Annotated in this window: 14 protein-coding genes, 1 tRNA gene and 1 pseudogene; 9 read left to right on the forward strand and 7 right to left on the reverse strand. The window is 54.5% G+C overall.

Annotation, left to right across the window (positions count from 1 at the left end; genetic code table 11):
• Positions 1 to 375: 375 nt before the first annotated feature.
• Positions 376 to 684 carry a hypothetical protein gene (locus IEX74_RS09855; RefSeq protein WP_188813595.1) on the reverse strand — a complete coding sequence of 103 codons (309 nt, stop codon included), beginning with the start codon at positions 682 to 684 and terminating at the stop codon, positions 376 to 378.
• Between the two features lie 291 nt (positions 685 to 975).
• The gene (gene holA / locus IEX74_RS09860; protein WP_188813597.1) at positions 976 to 2022 is read right to left on the reverse strand and encodes a DNA polymerase III subunit delta; all 1047 of its coding nucleotides are present in this window, start codon (positions 2020 to 2022) and stop codon (positions 976 to 978) included.
• Between the two features lie 155 nt (positions 2023 to 2177).
• Here holA and tyrS point away from each other — a divergent pair, with 155 nt between their 5' ends.
• On the forward strand, positions 2178 to 3482 hold the full coding sequence (gene tyrS / locus IEX74_RS09865) for a tyrosine--tRNA ligase (RefSeq protein ID WP_188813599.1): 1305 nt from the start codon (positions 2178 to 2180) through the stop codon (positions 3480 to 3482).
• Between the two features lie 235 nt (positions 3483 to 3717).
• On the opposite strand, the pseudogene IEX74_RS23435 reads toward tyrS, so the two are convergent.
• Both IEX74_RS23435 and IEX74_RS09875 read right to left on the reverse strand, forming a co-directional pair.
• A pseudogene (locus tag IEX74_RS23435) lies at positions 3718 to 3891 on the reverse strand (BF3379 family histone-like protein); the annotation flags it as partial.
• Positions 3892 to 4142: 251 nt separating this feature from the next.
• A complete protein-coding gene (locus tag IEX74_RS09875; RefSeq protein ID WP_188813603.1) occupies positions 4143 to 5381 on the reverse strand; it encodes an aminotransferase class I/II-fold pyridoxal phosphate-dependent enzyme in 1239 nt (412 codons plus the stop codon).
• 301 nt (positions 5382 to 5682) lie between these two features.
• On the opposite strand from IEX74_RS09875, the gene accC reads away from it, so the two are divergent.
• Positions 5683 to 7188 (forward strand): acetyl-CoA carboxylase biotin carboxylase subunit, encoded by a 1506-nt coding sequence (gene accC, locus IEX74_RS09880; RefSeq protein ID WP_188813605.1) that lies wholly within the window; start codon positions 5683 to 5685, stop codon positions 7186 to 7188.
• A gap of 182 nt (positions 7189 to 7370) precedes the next feature.
• On the opposite strand, the gene IEX74_RS09885 is transcribed toward accC, so the two are convergent.
• The 3 genes from IEX74_RS09885 to IEX74_RS09895 all read right to left on the reverse strand — a co-directional run bounded on the left by IEX74_RS09885 (position 7371) and on the right by IEX74_RS09895 (position 8956).
• Positions 7371 to 7592: a hypothetical protein gene (locus IEX74_RS09885; RefSeq protein WP_188813607.1), complete on the reverse strand. Its 222-nt coding sequence runs from the start codon at positions 7590 to 7592 to the stop codon at positions 7371 to 7373.
• A 318-nt stretch (positions 7593 to 7910) separates the two neighbouring features.
• Positions 7911 to 8573, reverse strand: coding sequence for a hypothetical protein (locus IEX74_RS09890; protein ID WP_188813609.1), 663 nt, complete (start codon positions 8571 to 8573; stop codon positions 7911 to 7913).
• A 309-nt stretch (positions 8574 to 8882) separates the two neighbouring features.
• Positions 8883 to 8956: transfer RNA gene (locus IEX74_RS09895), tRNA-Met, on the reverse strand.
• Between the two features lie 130 nt (positions 8957 to 9086).
• Here IEX74_RS09895 and IEX74_RS09900 point away from each other — a divergent pair.
• From IEX74_RS09900 to IEX74_RS23440, 7 genes are all read left to right on the forward strand, one after another.
• Positions 9087 to 9500, forward strand: coding sequence for an START-like domain-containing protein (locus IEX74_RS09900; protein ID WP_188813611.1), 414 nt, complete (start codon positions 9087 to 9089; stop codon positions 9498 to 9500).
• A 105-nt stretch (positions 9501 to 9605) separates the two neighbouring features.
• On the forward strand, positions 9606 to 11036 hold the full coding sequence (locus IEX74_RS09905; RefSeq protein ID WP_188813613.1) for an LptF/LptG family permease: 1431 nt from the start codon (positions 9606 to 9608) through the stop codon (positions 11034 to 11036).
• 201 nt (positions 11037 to 11237) lie between these two features.
• On the forward strand, positions 11238 to 11513 hold the full coding sequence (rpsO, locus tag IEX74_RS09910; protein WP_188813615.1) for a 30S ribosomal protein S15: 276 nt from the start codon (positions 11238 to 11240) through the stop codon (positions 11511 to 11513).
• A gap of 183 nt (positions 11514 to 11696) precedes the next feature.
• Positions 11697 to 13856 carry a polyribonucleotide nucleotidyltransferase gene (gene pnp, locus IEX74_RS09915; RefSeq protein WP_188813617.1) on the forward strand — a complete coding sequence of 720 codons (2160 nt, stop codon included), beginning with the start codon at positions 11697 to 11699 and terminating at the stop codon, positions 13854 to 13856.
• Between the two features lie 117 nt (positions 13857 to 13973).
• Positions 13974 to 14837, forward strand: a complete 864-nt coding sequence (locus IEX74_RS09920) for a sigma-70 family RNA polymerase sigma factor (protein WP_044513580.1) — start codon at positions 13974 to 13976, stop codon at positions 14835 to 14837.
• 209 nt (positions 14838 to 15046) lie between these two features.
• Positions 15047 to 15991 carry a thioredoxin-disulfide reductase gene (gene trxB, locus IEX74_RS09925; protein WP_188813619.1) on the forward strand — a complete coding sequence of 315 codons (945 nt, stop codon included), beginning with the start codon at positions 15047 to 15049 and terminating at the stop codon, positions 15989 to 15991.
• An 88-nt stretch (positions 15992 to 16079) separates the two neighbouring features.
• Positions 16080 to 17201: a peptidoglycan DD-metalloendopeptidase family protein gene (locus IEX74_RS23440; protein ID WP_308421117.1), complete on the forward strand. Its 1122-nt coding sequence runs from the start codon at positions 16080 to 16082 to the stop codon at positions 17199 to 17201.
• Positions 17202 to 17266: the final 65 nt, after the last annotated feature.

Raw genomic sequence — 17266 nt, forward strand, 5'->3', positions numbered from 1 at the left:
GCAAATGTATAATATCTACTATATTTACAATAGTTATCTTCGTATTATCATACGTATTTTACAATATTCTTTTTAAAGTACCATACCAAGGGGGTTTAAAGAGCCAGACAGGCTAAATAGAGTTAGTTACTCTTTCACGAATCTACTTAACGCTCTATGACAAGAGCACTTCCACACAAATCGAGCCGCTGTTGTTGTCAGAAAACCGGCAGGTTGCTATTTATTCCAAATTTCCTCCTGTAAACACCCATCTTAAACCCCGAAAAGAAGGTAGCAAAACAGCTCTACAGCCATTTATAAGCCTATTTTCTCTTGCAATTACTCTAACTAAGAAAGCGATACTTAGGCCACTCAGATTTAATAAATGATCATTGCTCATGTCTCCACCAGCACACGTATCGTCTTGCTTGTCGAGCCATACCACGGGTCACCAATTATTACATCGATGGAGGCTCTACCAGCGCTAAGTGCGCGAAACAGCACGTTGTTGGGGGCTCCCATTGGTGCCAGCACACTCCCGCTCTCGTGCAGCAGGCTAGGTACAAAAGCCCCCAGCAACTCTACAGCTTCGGCTCCGAGCTGCACACGGCCCCCGCTGGCCTGGAATATCAGCAAATCGCCCACGCTGAGCGTGATTTGCTCGGGCAGAGCGGGCAAGCTCTGGGCCTCGATCAACCGAGCCATGCTCTTGTAGGGGTCTGTCGCGGTTGCCCCGCTTTGCTGTTGTCCTTAATCTGTTGGTTGCTTTCTCCTTTCATAAGGCTAGTGCTAATCAGCGAGCAGATCATGTCATTACCCACAACACAAATTACCCGCTTACAACCTGACCGTCAATCACATATTCATGTGAGAAGGAACAGTTATATCACCAGCGTCTTCCCTCCCCAACGGCAGCTTCTTAGTTTTTCATAGCACACAAAAAAGCCTGTCTTGCTCTGCAAAACGGGCTTTTTAGGATAGTTGCTCTTTGCCGGCTCAAGCTACGGCGCTCAGCGGCACCGGGTGCAGAATCAGGAACACCAGCTCCCGCAAGATCTCGCCTTCCGTCATCGAGCCACTTTCGATGCCTTTGCTCTGCAAGTCGGCGCGGCGAATGAGGTGGATAATGTCGCGGGTACGCTCGGCGCTGTAGTTGCGCAGGGCCAGCTGGTAGTCCTTTTGAGCGAAGCTGTTCATGATACCTAGCTTCTTGTAATCGGCATCAGAAGGGTTGGCGTTCTGGTGCAGCACCAGTAGCTTCGTGAAGAAACCGAAGAGCAACGTCAGGTTCGGAATCAGCGGATTGGCCTTGGGGTTGGCCTCAAAATACAGCAGGATGCGGTTGGCTTTCAGCACGTCGCGCTGCACCAGGGCGCGTTGCAGCTCGAAGATGTTGTACTCCTTACTGATGCCTACCAGACGCTGCACCAGGTCCTCGTCGATAGGCTGGCCGGGCTTGAGGTTGAGCAGCAGCTTGTCCACTTCGTTCGTCAGCCGACCTAGGTCGGGGCCGATGTATTCGGCGAGCATGGCCACGGCCTGCCCGGTAATCTGCTGCTGCCGGCTGCGCACGTAGCTCGTGAGCCAGGCGGGCACCTGGTTATCGTAGATCTTCTTGCTGGTGAGCACCACAGCCTTATCCGTCAAGAGCTTACCTAGCTTTTTACGGGCGTCCAGCGTCTTGTTCTTGTAGCCAAACACGAGTACGGTACTCGCCAGTGGGTTCTTCAGGTACGCTTCCAGGAATGGCCATGCCTTCTCACTTTCCAGATCGGCCACGCCCTGTGCTTCCTTCACGATGACTACCGAACGCTCGGCCATCATCGGAAAACGCCGCGCCTGACCTAGGATGGTCGCCACGTCGGTGTCCTTCCCGTAGAGCACGACCTGGTTGAAGCCCCGCTCGTGCTCGGGCAGCACGGTTTGCTCAATCGTATTGGTAATCAAATCAATGTAGTACGGCTCCTCCCCTTGCAGGAAGTACACGGGCGCAAATTGCCGCTGGCGCAGCTGTTGCAGAATATCGTCGGCGGAAAGATTCAAGAGCGTAACGGACTAGCTGAGTAACTGAGTAAGGTGCCGAATAGAGCATCCCTACTCTTATACGCAAAGGTATCAGCGCAGCCTTTACCTTTGCTACCAGAAAAAGTTCGGTGAAAGCCTAGCTACTCAGTTACTCAGCTACTCAGTTACTCTCTGTGAATTTACTTGACGAGCTCCGCTGGCGCGGAATGTTTCATGATATGATGCCCGGCACGGCCGAGCACCTGACAGCTAATCAGCCGATTACAGGCTACATCGGCTTCGACCCGACGGCGCCCTCCCTGCACATCGGCAACCTAGCTACCATCATGCTGCTGGTACACTTGCAGCGCGCCGGCCACCGGCCCGTGGCCCTGGTAGGTGGCGCCACCGGCATGATCGGTGACCCCTCTGGCAAATCGGCCGAGCGCAACCTGCTCGACGAAACCACGCTGCGCGCCAATCAGGACGGCATCCGCAAGCAGCTGGAGAAGTTCATCGAGTTCAACGACTCGCCGACGGGCGCACGCATCGTCAACAACTACGACTGGTTCAAGGAGTTCGGCTTCCTGCAATTTCTGCGCGATGTAGGCAAACACCTCACGGTGAACTACATGATGTCGAAAGAATCGGTAAAGCGCCGCATCGGCGGCAACGAAGACACCGGCGCCGAGGGCATCAGCTACACCGAGTTCAGCTACCAGCTGCTGCAAGGCTACGACTTCTTTCACCTCTACCAGAACCTAGGTTGCACCCTGCAAATGGGCGCCAGCGACCAGTGGGGCAACATCACGACCGGCACCGAGCTGATCCGCCGCCTCACCAACGGCGAAGGCAAAGCCTACGCCCTCACTGGCCAGCTCATCACCAAAGCCGACGGCACCAAATACGGCAAGAGCGAAACCGGCACCGTGTGGCTCGACCCCACCATGACCTCGCCCTACCAGTTCTACCAGTTCTTCCTGAACGCCGCCGACGCCGACGTACCCCGCCTCATCCGGGTGTTTACGCTGCTCAGCCAAGAGGAAATTGAAGCGCTGGAAGCTGAGCACACCCAGGCGCCGCACCTGCGCGTGCTTCAAAAGGCGTTGGCGAAAGATGTAACCACCCGCGTGCACTCCGCCGAAGCCTACGAAGACGCCGTAGCGGCATCGGAAGTGCTTTTCGGCAAGGGGGGCGACCTTACGACACTTAGTGAAAGCACCTTACTTGATGCCTTTGCCGGCCTGCCGCACCTGCGCGTATCCCGCGCTGAAACGTCTGACCTGAATATATCGGTGCTGCTCAGCGAAGCCACCAGCCAGCAGATTCTGCCCTCACGGGGCGAAGTTCGCAAGCTTATCAAAGCCAATGGCTTGGGTATTAACGGCGACAAGCTCACCTCGCCGGAAGCGCTGATAACGGATTTGCCACTGCTACACAACAAATACCTGGTCGTCAAGAAAGGGCGCAAAGATTACTACTTGGTTGAGCTAACCTAGCCTGACAAACCTAGCGCATCCACTTGCTAGCTGAAAATACAAAACCAAAAAAGCCTCTCTATACGGAGAGGCTTTTTCCTTACTGCTTATCGTCCACAAAATCCGCGGAATCCGGAAAATCCGTCGAATTCGTGGTTCAGACTTACTTTTTCTTGGCGGCAGGAGCTTTCTTGGCGGCAGCCGGAGCAGCTTTCTTAGCGGCCGGAGCAGCTTTCGCAGCAGGAGCTTCTTCGCCACCGCTGTTCTTCATATCCTGCACTTCAGCGCGAATCTGCTGAGCCATATTCTTCAACTCCTGCATTCCCTTGCGCACACGGGTACCGGCGGCCGAGTTCTGCTTGTCGTAGAACTTCTCGAAGTCGCCTTCCAGTGACATCACCAGGTCTTTGAGTTTACCAAAATTGTTCATTAGTGGGAGGTTGTTGGGTGTGAAACAATGCTTTTGTCGGGGCCTAATATACAGGGATTTCAAATACAAGCAACTGTTCGCTTTTTTTTTAAAAGCCCCTATCTAGCCTCCCAGGGGCGATTTTATACCTCTAGTGTTCAGCTTACACCTAGGTTGCCGTTTGCACAATAAAGGAAATAATACAAAAACGCCAGCAACCTGAAAGGCTGCTGGCGTTTGTAATTAAGTACCCGTTGTGCCTCGCTAAGGCACTAAACGCTTACCTGATTCTTGGAATACAGGCCCTTGTCGAGCTTGGCGGCAATGGCCTCAAAGGCAGTGATTGTCTCCCGTACGTCTTCCAGCGTGTGCGAAGCCGTCGGGATGAGGCGCAGCATAATAACTCCTTTCGGAACCACCGGATAGACCACGATAGAGCAGAAAATACCGTGATTTTCACGCAAATCGAAGGTTATTTGGGTTGCATCGGGGATTTCACCGTTCAAAAACACGGGCGTTACCGGCGATTCGGTAGTGCCGATGTTGAAGCCTTTTTCCCTCAAACCGCTCTGTAAGGCTCGTACGACGGTCCAAAGGTTGTCTTTCAACTCGGGCTGGGTGCGCAGCAGTTCCAGGCGCTTCAGCGCTCCTACCACCAATGGCATGGGCAGCGACTTGGCAAAAATCTGGCTACGCATATTGTAACGCAAATATTCAATTACGTTCTCAGGGCCTGCTACGAAGGCACCAATGCTCGCCATCGACTTCGCAAACGTCGAAAAATAGAGGTCGATGCCGTCCTGTGCGCCTTGTTCTTCGCCCGTTCCGGCGCCGGTAGCGCCCATTGTGCCGAAACCGTGGGCATCATCCACGAACAAACGGAACTGATACTTCTCCTTCAGCGCAACGATATCTTTGAGCTTGCCCATGTTGCCCGACATGCCAAACACGCCCTCCGTAATCACCAGAATACCGCCGCCGGTTTCGTTGGTCATGCGGGTAGCGCGCTGGAGCTGGGTTTCCAGCTTCTCCATATCGTTGTGTGGGTACACGAAGCGCTTGCCCGCGTGCAGCCGTACGCCGTCGATGATGCAGGCGTGCGACTCAGCATCGTACACAATTACATCATGGCGATTCACAATGGCATCGATAATCGAAACGACACCTTGATACCCGAAGTTGAGCAACAGGCAGTCCGGCTTCTTCACGAAATCAGCCAATTCATTCTCCAGTTGCTCGTGCAGGTTGGAGTTGCCGCTCATGATGCGGGCACCCATAGGAAGCGCCATACCGTATTGGGCCGCGCCTTCTACGTCGGCCTTACGCACTTCCGGGTGATTTGCCAGACCTAGGTAATTATTCAGGCTCCAGGTGAGCACCTCTTTACCGCGGAAAATCATGCGGGGCTTAATTTCACCTTCCAGCTTGGGAAAGGTAAAATAGCCGTGCGCGTAGTGCGAGTGGCTGCCCAGCGGGCCGCGGTTGGAGGCAATCTTGTCAAAAAGATCCACGGAGGAACAAATTAAATGTGAGTGTGAAAAACTGGTTAGACCATAAAGCTTCTAACCGCCCCAGCAACGGTAAAGTTATGCCGAAGCTTCTCCAAAGTTATGGAAAAGGCACAAAGGTAGCCGCCTGCAGCCTGCCGTCCAAGCTGCCGCCAGTGGGCTAGGTCGATGAAAATGGCCTGTACTTCTATTTTGAAACAGGTGGTGATTGGGATGGTTCTACGACTACCCAATTTCGGCGACGAGCTTTTTCTTTCTAACAAGTACGCATATTTGCGCTCTACTGCCTAGCTGATTTCCACCCATGAAAGAAATAAAAAAGCTGCTGGTTGCCAACCGTGGCGAAATCGCGCTGCGTGTGCTGCGCTCGGCCCGCGAAATGGGCCTGCAAACCGTGGCCATCTACAGCGAGGCCGACCGCCACGCCCTGCACGTCCGCTACGCCGACGAGGCCGTGTGCGTGGGTCCGCCCGCTTCCGCTGAAAGCTACCTGCGCGGCGACAAGATCATTGAGGTGTGCCGCCGCTTAGGGGTCGATGCCATTCACCCCGGCTACGGTTTTCTGTCAGAGAATGCGAATTTTGCCCGCCAGGTGCGTGAGGCCGGCCTCATCTTCGTTGGCCCTTCGCCCGAGGCCATGGAGCTGATGGGCTCGAAGCTAGCTGCCAAGCAAGCCGTGTCGAAATACGGCATCCCGATGGTGCCCGGCACCGAAGATGCTATTTCGGACGTGGAGGAAGCCAAGCGAATCGCGCGGGAAGTTGGCTTTCCTATCCTTATTAAAGCCTCCGCCGGCGGGGGCGGCAAAGGCATGCGCGTGGTAAACTCGGAAGGCGAGTTTGAGGAGCAAATGCAGCTCGCCGTGTCGGAAGCGACCAGCGCCTTCGGCGACGGCTCCGTGTTTATTGAGAAATACATCGGTTCGCCGCGCCACATCGAGATTCAGGTGCTCGGTGATGAGCACGGTACGATTCTACACTTGTTTGAGCGCGAGTGCTCGATTCAGCGTCGCCACCAGAAAGTGATTGAGGAAGCTCCCTCGTCGGTGCTCACACCGGAGCTGCGCGCCGCCATGGGTCAGTGCGCCGTGGATGTAGCGCGCGCCTGCGACTACACGGGTGCTGGAACGGTGGAGTTTCTCCTCGACGAAAACCACAGCTTCTACTTCCTGGAGATGAATACGCGTCTTCAGGTGGAGCACCCCGTCACGGAGCAGATTACGGGCCTGGATCTGGTAAAGGAGCAGATTAAGGTCGCTCAGGGTCAGCCGCTCAGCTTTGGTCAGGAGGATCTTACGATTCAGGGGCACGCACTAGAGTTGCGCGTGTACGCGGAAGATCCCGCCAACAACTTCCTGCCCGACATCGGCACGCTCACGACCTACGTGCGCCCGCAAGGCCCTGGCGTGCGCGTCGACGACGGCTTTGAGCAAGGCATGGATATCCCGATCTACTACGACCCGATGATTGCCAAGCTCGTCACCTTCGGCCAGGACCGCACCGAGGCCATTGCCCGCATGCTGCGCGCCATTGAGGAGTACCAGATTACCGGCATCCAGACCACGCTGCCCTTCGGACGCTTTGTACTGCAACACCCCGCCTTCGTGAGCGGCAACTTCGACACGAACTTCATCCGCGACCATTTCACGCCCGCCGACCTAGGTTCGGCGCCGGATGAAGAAACCGCCAAACTGGCGGCCGTTTTCACGGCGATGCTGCTGGAAACCAAGAAGCCACAAGCCACCGCCACTACCCAAACCGATGGTGCTCCGACTTCCGCCTGGCGACGCAACCGACTTGGCAGCCGCTAGCGCGAACCTCACGGCGACCTAGGTAGCACTCACGGCGTACTGCTCAGGCGCAAGCCCATTATCAACGCCTCAGTTAAGTAACCAGCATTACAACACAGAAAAGGCCTTCCCGGATCAGGGAGGCCTTTTCTGTTTCCCAACTCAGCCGGTAAACCCAGGTAGATAGGGAGATAATCCTTTGGTTATGAAGTAGGCGTGTGATACATCAACACCGAGACAAAGGCCGTGCAGCGCTTCGCATCAGTTCCCCCGAGGACAGGCCGCCCGCCGGGTGCTTCGTAGGCGACAATCTGCGTGCTCACGCTGGAAACGCGCCAGTGCATGCCTTGCCAGGGCTCCAGCAGCTTGTTCAGCGCTACGCTGTCTACCGCGACACCGGGGGCACTCCCCAGTGCCACTTTCACCGGTCCCTGAAAGATTTAGATCCGTTGCTGCATTTCCATAACGCTCCCTCGCTTGATATACTGCGATAAGATATAGTACTCACCTTAACTCCTGATCAGTTTAGGTCTCTTCTTTCTTGATTGACAAGGTTTTGACATCTCGGCCCAACGATGGCAAACAGCATAGAGGCAGCCTAGGTCAGCAGCTTTGACCAGGCCGTTCCAAACCCGCCGGGTGACGCCACTAAACTCGGCCCCCGAATACCAGCGTAGATGCAGGCCAAGCGTTCATTCCGCATCCCTTTGGTCTTGCTTTCAGCTGGGCCGGCCGTCAGCTGTTTACAGATCTCCAGTGTCCGTCTGCGGGGTTGCGCGCCTGACTGCCACTTGGTCGGCTTGGTAACGGGCCATTTGCGCTTTGCTGCGCAGCACCAACCGCAGAATCGGCTCCTGCTTCGTCTCTCCCCTGAGCACGTTATAAGCCATATGCACCCGCTCGCCACTCCATTCTACTTCCTGCAAACTTTCGGGCGATGGTGTGCCCGGGCCGTAAGTTTCTTCCAACACTTGGCGGAACGCAGCAATGTTCTTGGCGCCCTTAAGCGTCACGATAATAGCCGCTAACGACTTTTTATAAAACGTGTATTGAATTTTCTCCAGCCTCGCCGTGCCTAGGGCCAAGACATCTGTGCTGCGGGTGTAGCAACTAACGTCTGCCCCTTCAGTAGTGCTGCAAGGCTCACTGATCAAGTCCTGAAACGAGGCAAGCTCCTGGTCCAGAGTGGCGTTTTGAAAGCCGCGCTGTTCATCAAGCTTGGCCACGGAGCCCGTGAGTTCTTTGACGGGTATGGGTTCCGGATGCGCAACTTGCTGCGGAACCGTAGCTGGCAAGGCCAGGTTGGTAGCACTTACCAAGTTCGGCAGGGCGCGCGATGATACCAATTGCGCATAGCCTTGCGCAGACGAGAAAAGGAAAAATAAGAAAGTAAAGCGCTTGAGCATAGCAAACAGGGCAAGTAGAATAGCGTTGCCCTTGACAAGCAATTTTGTGCCCTTTTTTCAGCGTGCACGATTAGCTAGGTCTACCCCCCTTATTACCAGAGGCTCTCTAGCCTCTGAGTGAAACAGGTTTTCTCCTCTTCGCTTGGCTCTTTGGCTGTAAGCTAGGATGCTTGCTCCAGCAACAGCAGGCATTCTTAGCGGTAACACTTGGTTATCCTAAACTAGAGGAAAGCAAGCAACATCTGAATCCTAAAAAATTCTCTTGAAAAGCAAAAAAGGCCTTCCTTGGTTAGGAAGGCCTTTTTACTGTAGCGGGGACGAGAGTTGAACTCGTGACCTCAGGGTTATGAATCCTGTGCTCTAACCAACTGAGCTACCCCGCCGTTTTTTGGTGGCGCAAAGGTAGGCACAAGATTTGACCTGACGCAAGTGTTACAGAAAAAAAAGATTTGTATATTGGTTGCAGCCAGTACCCTCCTATTCCGCTGGTCCGACACCTATTTTGCCTGCTCTATGCCGCTCTCTGCAACTCGTACGAAACACCGTTTCATGGTGGAATACCCGGTCAATGCGTCACCGAAGATCTTATATCCCTACCTAGCCTCGCCTTCTGGTCTTGCGCAGTGGTTTTGCCAGGATGTTCGCATTGATGAAGATCATCGCTACAACTTTATCTGGGACAACCAGCCGCACTTTGCCGAGCTGAACTCGCATCGCACCAACCGCTCAGTTCGCTACGTGTTTCTGGACCAGAACAAACGCCACGCACCCGACGCCAATTACCTCGATTTCACTATTGAAGAATCGCAGCTGACGCAGGAAGTCTACCTGCGCGTGCTCGACTATTCAGAGGAAACTGATGAGGTGGAGCTACAGGAGATGTGGGATGGCCTTGTGCAGCAGCTCCGGGAGCTGGTTGGCGGCTAGCTTTCGCTAAAAATTGCGAGTAGCTAGGAGCGAAACGCGCCGTACCTTCGTTTGACGTTTGCGCTTTGCAAAGCGCAGTCTACAGGTCCGGTATGTCCGACTCCAATGAAAAAACTCGATAAGCTGATCTTAAAGGCCTTCGCGGGTCCGTTTTTCCTCACGTTTGCGGTGGTGCAGTTTATTCTGCTCACCCAGTACATGCTCAAGTACCTCGATGACCTAGTCGGCAAAGACCTAGGTATTGGCGTTATTGGGCAGCTGCTGTTTTTCTTCAGCGTGCTGATGGTGCCGATTTCGCTGCCGCTGGCCGTGCTGCTTTCCTCTCTGATGACATATGGTCAGCTGGGCGAGCACCACGAGCTGACGGCCATTAAGACCTCCGGCATTTCGCTGACCCGAATTCTGCGGCCGGTGATGATTGTGAGCTTGTTCCTGTCGGGCTTCGCTTTTTGGTTCAACGACACCATCGTGCCGAAAGCGAACCTAGGTGCGTACAGCCTGCTCTGGGATGTGCGGCAGCAGAAGCTAGCCTTGGATATTCGCCCTGGCGTGTTCTACAATGGCATTCCGGGTTACACGATTAAGGTTAATCAGAAGCTGGGAGAAAATGGGGACATCCTGATGGGTGTCATGATTTATGATCACACCAACGGCCGCGGCAACTCAACCATGATTCTGGCCGATTCGGGGCGCATGTTCACGCGCTTCGGGGGGCAATACCTAGGTTTGGAGCTGTTTCGCGGCCAGACCTTCGTGGAGCAGCCCGATGCCCGCGACCGATCAGGGGCCAGCTTTATCCGGCAGGCTTTCTCCCGCAACATGATTACGTTCTCGCTGGCTTCCTTCGACCTCAACCGTACCAAGGAGGATCTTTTCGCCGAGAATCGCATGATGAAGAACATCCCGCAGCTGGTAAAAGCGGCCGACTCGGTGCACAATCGTTTGGCGTTGCAGCGCCGTAGCTTATTTCAGCAGCTTAACCCCTACTACAGCTACCTGCGGCTCGACACCACCGGGCAAGCCGCTAATCGTCGCACGGAGAAGCTGCAAGTGCCGCTTACCCGCTTGCCAGCGGTACAGGTCGGCATTGTGCAGCAAGCGGCCAACCGCGCGCGCAACGTCCGCTCTTTTGTGGGCACTACCGGCGAGCAGCTCAGCAACCTAGGTAAAGATGCCAGCGGCTTCCGCATCGAGATATTCCGCAAATACACCCAGTCGGCGGCTATTTTGGTTATGTTCCTGATCGGTGCGCCGCTCGGGGCTATTATTAAGAAAGGCGGCATAGGAGTGCCCCTGCTCATCGCCATTCTGTTCTTTATTATCTACTACGTCATCTCCATCATTGGCGAGAAGCAAGGCCGCGAAGGCATCATTCCGGTAGGCCTAGGTATGTGGATGGCCGACATCATCCTGTTGCCCATTGGCTTGTTCTTCCTCAACCAGGCCCGCCACGATTCTGGCCTGCTCGAAGTTGACTTCTGGCGCCGCCTGCCCGCCAAGATCCGCTGGCCTTTCCGCGGCTACCAACGCGGGTGATTTTTTCATTTAACATTTACCAATTAACATTTAACAGTTATCACTGCACTACCAACCTAGGTATTGGATGATCAAGTACTGATAAATGTTAATTGGCAAATGTTAAATGAACCCTGAATTTTTCTTACCTTTGCGCCCACTCCGAAACGCGGGGTGTATTTTTTTAACGCTTAAATCCAAGACGGGGAGACCTATCTGCCGATGAAACTCACTACCGAAGCAAAACAGGCTATTTTCGAGAAGAGCAGCCTTGCTAAAACCGCAACCGATACTGGTTCGGCCGAATCACAAATTGCGCTGTTCACCCACCGCATCAATCACCTGACTGAGCACCTGAAGGTGAACAAGAAGGACTTCTCGACGCGCCTGGGCCTGCTCAAGCTTGTTGGTAAGCGTCGTCGTCTGCTGGACTACCTGCAGCACCGCGAAATCAACCGCTACCGCGCGATTATCAAGGAGTTGGGCATCCGTAAGTAATGTCCACCCGTTGGAGTAGGGAGCCCTCACCGAGGGTTCCCTACTCTTTTTTTATGCAGATCCGTCACCTTTTTGACTGGTTCTGTTGTTCTACCCTCAGAAGTACCTAGAGTAAAGCGGAGCTGCCTGGCCCCGCTTTTTTGGCTGCTCGCCCGCTGTCGCTTTCTTAAGCAAACTGATACGATGCCCAATTACAACGCTATTACCAAATCTATTGCCCTGCCCGACGGCCGGACTATCACCCTCGAAACCGGCAAGCTAGCCAAGCAAGCCGATGGCTCGGTGGTTGTGCGGCTCGGCGACGCGATGCTGCTGGCCACGGTGGTTTCGCAGCCCAGTCAGCGCGAGGGCGTAGATTTTCTGCCGCTATCGGTAGACTATCAAGAAAAATTCGGCTCTGCCGGTAAGATCCCAGGTTCGTTTCAGCGCCGCGAAGGCCGCCTCTCCGACTACGAGATTCTCGTGTCGCGTCTGGTTGACCGTATTCTGCGGCCTATGTTCCCGAAAGATTATCACTACGAAGTACAGGTGATGATCAGCCTTATTTCGGCTGACAAAGACGTACAGCCTGATGCGCTGGCTGCCCTAGCCGCCTCGGCTGCTCTTTCCATATCTGATATTCCATTTGCTGGTCCGATTTCGGAGGTACGGGTTGCCCGTATCGATGGCAAGCTCCAGATTAACCCTAAAACCGCTGACATCGCCCGCGCTGATATCGACCTCATCGTAGGTGCTACGATGGATTCGGTAGCCATGGTGGAAGGCGAGATGAGTGAAGTGAGCGAAGAGGAAATGGTGGCAGCCATTGCCGCCGGTCACGAAGCCATCAAAGATCAGATCCGCGTGCAGGGAGAACTTGCCACGGCAGTGGAGAAAGCCGCTGTGAAGCGCGAGTATCCCAAATACGACGAAAACGAAGAACTGAAGCAGCGCATTCAGGAAGGTGTTTACCAGCAGGCCTACGAGGTAGCGCGCTCTGGAAACGCCAACAAAGAAGGTCGGAAGAAAGGCTTCGGTGAGGTTAAGAAAGCTTTCCTGGAAACATTGCTAGCCGAGCAGCCTGAGCTGGACATGAAAATGTTCAGCCGCTATTATGGCTCAGCTGAGAAGAAGGCTATTCGCGACATGATGATCAAGGAGCGCGTGCGCCTCGATGGTCGTCAGCTTGAAGAGATTCGCCCAATTTGGAGCGAAGTAAACTACCTGCCCGGTGCGCACGGTTCGGCCGTGTTTACCCGTGGCGAAACGCAGTCGTTGACTACCGTAACCCTAGGTACCAAGCTTGATGAGCAGATCATCGACTCGGCTATGTTCTCGGGCTACAGCAAGTTCATGCTGCACTATAACTTCCCGGCCTTCTCGACCGGTGAGGTGAAGCCTAGCCGCGGCCCTGGTCGCCGGGAAATTGGGCACGGCAACCTAGCCTTGCGTTCGTTGAAGAAGGTGCTGCCTGCTGAGGAAGAAAACCCCTACACCATCCGCATCGTGTCGGACATTCTGGAGTCGAACGGCTCTAGCTCGATGGCTACGGTATGCGCTGGTTCGCTGGCGCTGATGGATGCTGGCATCAAGGTAAAATCAGCGGTGGCTGGTATTGCCATGGGTCTGGTGCAGGACAAGGATACCAAGGAGTACGCCGTCCTAAGCGACATTCTCGGCGACGAGGACCACCTAGGTGACATGGACTTCAAGGTGACGGGTACCGAAAAAGGTATTACCGCTTGCCAAATGGACATTAAAATCCAGAACCTGTCGTTTGATATCCTGACCAAGGCGCTGCACCAGGCACGCGCTGGCCGTCTGCATATCCTGGGTGAAATGGCCAAGACCATCAGCGCTCCGGCTGCTGACCTGAAGCCGCATACGCCTCGCTCGCACAAGATGCTGATTGACAAAGAGTACATCGGTGCCGTAATCGGACCTGGTGGCAAGGTGATTCAGCAGATCCAGAAGGACACGAATGCGACCGTTATCATCGAGGAAAAAGATGAGAAAGGCCATGTGAGCATTTTTGCCTCGAACCAGCCTGATATGGAAGCGGCAATTGGCCGTATCCGGGCTATTGCCGCCCAGCCGGAAGTAGGCGAAACCTACAAAGGCAAGGTTCGCAGCATCCAACCGTACGGTGCTTTCGTAGAAATAATGCCTGGCAAGGATGGCTTGCTGCACATTTCCGAAGTCGGCCACGAGCGCCTCAACAGCCTGGAGGGCGTGCTCGAAGTCGGTCAGGAGATTGACGTAAAGCTGCTTGATATTGACAAGAAAACCGGCAAATACCGCCTCTCGCGCAAAGCGCTGCTCCCGAAACCGGAGCGCACTGCCGCCGAAAACGGTGCAGCCTAGGTTTCAATAGGCGAACTTTAGTGGGTGTCGGCGCGTTGACCTCAACTAGCTGGCACCCACTAAAAGATTGCCCAAAATGTTTAACTTTTACAGAATTACAATTCTTTCGCGCCCGCAATGAGACAGCTTAAAATTAGCAAGCAGATCACCAACCGCGAAAGCCAGTCGCTGGATAAATACCTCCAGGAGATTGGCAAGGTAGACCTGCTCACCCCCGACGAGGAGGTAACGCTGGCGCAGCGCATTAAAGAAGGCGACCAACAGGCCCTGGAAAAGCTTACCAAAGCTAACCTCCGCTTTGTCGTGTCGGTAGCCAAGCAGTACCAGAACCAAGGCCTCTCGCTAGGCGACTTGATCAATGAGGGCAACCTAGGCCTGATCAAAGCCGCGAAGCGTTTTGATGAGACCCGCGGCTTTAAGTTCATTTCTTATGCCGTTTGGTGGATTCGCCAGTCTATTCTGCAAGCTCTAGCCGAACAGTCGCGTATCGTGCGTCTGCCGTTGAACCGCGTTGGTTCACTGAATAAAATTTCAAAGTCCTTCTCCGAGCTGGAGCAAAAATTTGAGCGGGAGCCCTCGCCCGAAGAAATTGCCGAAGTGCTGGAGCTGACGACTTCAGAAGTAGTTGACACGCTGAAAATTTCGGGTCGTCACGTATCAGTGGATGCGCCTTTTGTGCAAGGTGAAGAAAACCGTCTGCTCGACGTGCTCGAAAACGAGGATGAGGAATCGCCGGACATGGGGCTGATGAACGACTCACTTCGCAAGGAAGTGCAGCGTGCCCTTTCAACGCTCACCAAGCGGGAAGCCGACGTGATTACGCTTTATTTCGGCCTGAACGGTGAGCACTCGCTCACGCTGGAAGAGATTGGCGAGAAGTTCAACCTGACCCGCGAACGAGTGCGCCAGATCAAAGAGAAGGCCATCCGTCGTCTGCGGCACACCTCGCGCTCTAAAGCGCTGAAGCCATACTTAGGGTAAGTTTATTACTTATCCAACTCTAGAAAACCCCAGCCCAGCAGTTGGGGTTTTTTATTGCAGAACGGCAAGCTAGCTTTTCCGGACAGTTCGTCAGGTGCTGGTAAAGGCATAGTTCCTGCTATGCTCCAGCCAAAATCGAGTTCCACGCCACTAGCTGCTGGCGCTTACCTTTGCAGACTTATTTAAGAAACGCTGCTTTTTCAAAGCAAATGGATAATACCACTGAACACATTAAGTGTCTGATTATTGGTTCGGGACCGGCCGGCTACACTGCCGCTATCTACGCGGCCCGTGCCAACATGCAACCCGTTATGTACCAAGGCCTGCAACCCGGCGGCCAGCTGACCATAACGAATGACGTTGAAAACTTCCCAGGCTACCCGACCGGCGTAATGGGTCCGGAAATGATGGAAGACCTGAAGAAGCAGGCAGAGCGCTTTGGCACCGACATTCGCTACGGGCTGGCTACGGCTGTTGACTTCTCGGGCCATCCGCACAGAGTAACCATCGACGAAAACAAGGAAATCACGGCAGATACCGTCATTATCGCGACGGGTGCATCGGCTAAGTGGCTGGGCCTGGAGTCGGAAGCGCGACTGAATGGCTCGGGCGTATCGGCCTGCGCCGTGTGTGATGGGTTCTTTTACCGTGGGCAAGAAGTAGCCATCGTGGGCGCCGGCGATACGGCCGCGGAGGAGGCTACTTACCTGGCTAACTTATGCTCGAAAGTGTACATGATTGTACGCAAGGGCGAGATGCGGGCTTCGAAGATTATGCAAAAGCGCGTAGTGGAGAATCCTAGGATCGAGGTTTTGTGGAACTCAGTAACGGATGAAATCCTAGGTGAACACGCCGTGGAAGCCGTGCGGGTGAAGAACACGCTCACGCACGAAACCCGCGAAATACCAGTGCAAGGCTTCTTTGTTGCCATCGGCCACGAGCCAAACTCCAAGATTTTCCAGCCTTACCTGCACCACGATGAGCAGGGTTATCTGAAAACCATTCCCGGCTCTTCCAAGACCAATGTGGATGGCGTATTCGCCTGCGGCGACGTGCAGGACTACACCTACCGCCAAGCTGTAACGGCGGCTGGTACGGGCTGTATGGCTGCCCTAGACGCGGAGCGCTACCTGGCTGCTCTCGGCGAACACTAAACGGTGAGATGGTGAAATAGTGAGCTGTCTTTTTACTTCTCACCATCTCTCTATTTCACCATCTCACCATTTCACTATTTCACATCATTTGTCCTTGCTAGATTCGTTGAAATACGGGCTGTTCTTGCTGCTGTTGGGGCTGTTCTTAGCGCCGCAACACGCGCAGGCTCAGCGCCGCAAAGTTGCGGAACCAAAGGCGAAAGCCGGCGCGGCAGGCAAGCGCTCCGATTTCTTCCGCATTAAGTCGCCTTCCATCCGCTACGTACGCCCCGACACGACTATCCTGATTGAGACGAAGGATCTACCCGACGACAACTCCGACGCGGCTAAATCTATCTTCTTCAATCCGGCCAAGAAGCTCTCTATCGTCAACGAGGACACGACGACGCTCAATGAGGGCGGGCAGCAGATCGTGGAGATGTCGGATGAGGTGCTCATTGATAGCTCTTGGATTAAGGTTGCCGGCTACTATGCCATTTGGGATACGCACACCATCAACCCCTACCGAGTGGATGGGCGCCGGATTCGTGATACGCTCAATTTGCATCTCACGGACCCACCTCGGCAGCGTTATGCCAAAATGCCCCTGAACGCTACCCCCACTACGTCAGGGTTTGGCTTTCGCGGCTACCGCTGGCACTACGGCACCGACCTCGACCTAGAGACCGGCGATTCGGTGCGTGCTGCCTTCGATGGCGTGGTGCGTATTTCGAAGTGGGACGGTTCGGGCTATGGCAACTACCTGCTCGTGCGGCACTACAATGGCATCGAGACGCTCTACGGCCACTTGAGCAAGCCGCTCGTGACGCCGGGCACCTTCGTGAAGGCCGGCCAAGTGATTGGCCTAGGCGGCAACACGGGTCGTAGCACCGGCTCGCACCTGCACTTTGAAGTGCGCTACGAGGGCAACCCAATCAATCCGGCGGAGATGTACGACTTCCCGGATTATAAGCTCTGGAAAGACAACTTTCAGATTACAGCTTCCCTATTTAACTACTATAGCCGAGCGTTGCGCAGCCGAGGCGCGTCTTCGAGTCGTAGCTCCGGTGGTCATGCTACGGCTGCGCGTCGCGTCGTAAGTCACCGCATCCGAAGCGGCGATACGCTCTCGGAAATAGCGGAGAAGTATGGCGTATCGGTTAGCAAGCTCAAGCAGCTGAACAAGGGCACCTCTACCCTGCGTCCCGGCCGCACGTTGCGAGTTAAATAAATAGTGCTTAGTGCTTGATGCCTAGTGCTTAGTGCCTGGGTCTAAGCACTAGGCATCAAGCACTA

The sequence above is a fragment of the Hymenobacter cavernae genome (assembly GCF_014641455.1).
Lineage (GTDB): Bacteria > Bacteroidota > Bacteroidia > Cytophagales > Hymenobacteraceae > Hymenobacter > Hymenobacter cavernae.